The organism is Lyngbya sp. CCY1209, assembly GCF_055795065.1.
On sequence record NZ_JAYFER010000715.1, the window covers coordinates 1 to 237 of the forward strand.

Genomic DNA, 237 nt, shown 5'->3' on the forward strand with positions numbered 1-237 from the left:
ATTGCTTCAACTGGTAGCTTCCGGATTGTTCTACCTACTAAAATACCACAGCGATCGCTCCCCTGAGATTTTCCACAACCCCACCCAGATCGGGGGATAAACAAACATGAGTAGCGATCGCGCCTTCGGGACGGGGTGGCGGATGCCGATCGCGAGGGGGAAATATCTTTGATCGGGTAGCACAGGCATCCTGCCTGTGAGCAGAAGCTGGACGACGATGTTGTATAGTGTAGCTGT

At 53.2% G+C, this 237-nt stretch carries 1 protein-coding gene; it reads right to left on the reverse strand.

Annotated features, from left to right (window positions below):
• Nucleotides 1-30 precede the first annotated feature (30 nt).
• Nucleotides 31-237, reverse strand: a 207-nt coding sequence (locus tag AC0QHF_RS29280; protein WP_324707808.1) for a hypothetical protein, incomplete at its 5' end; no start/stop codon positions are given.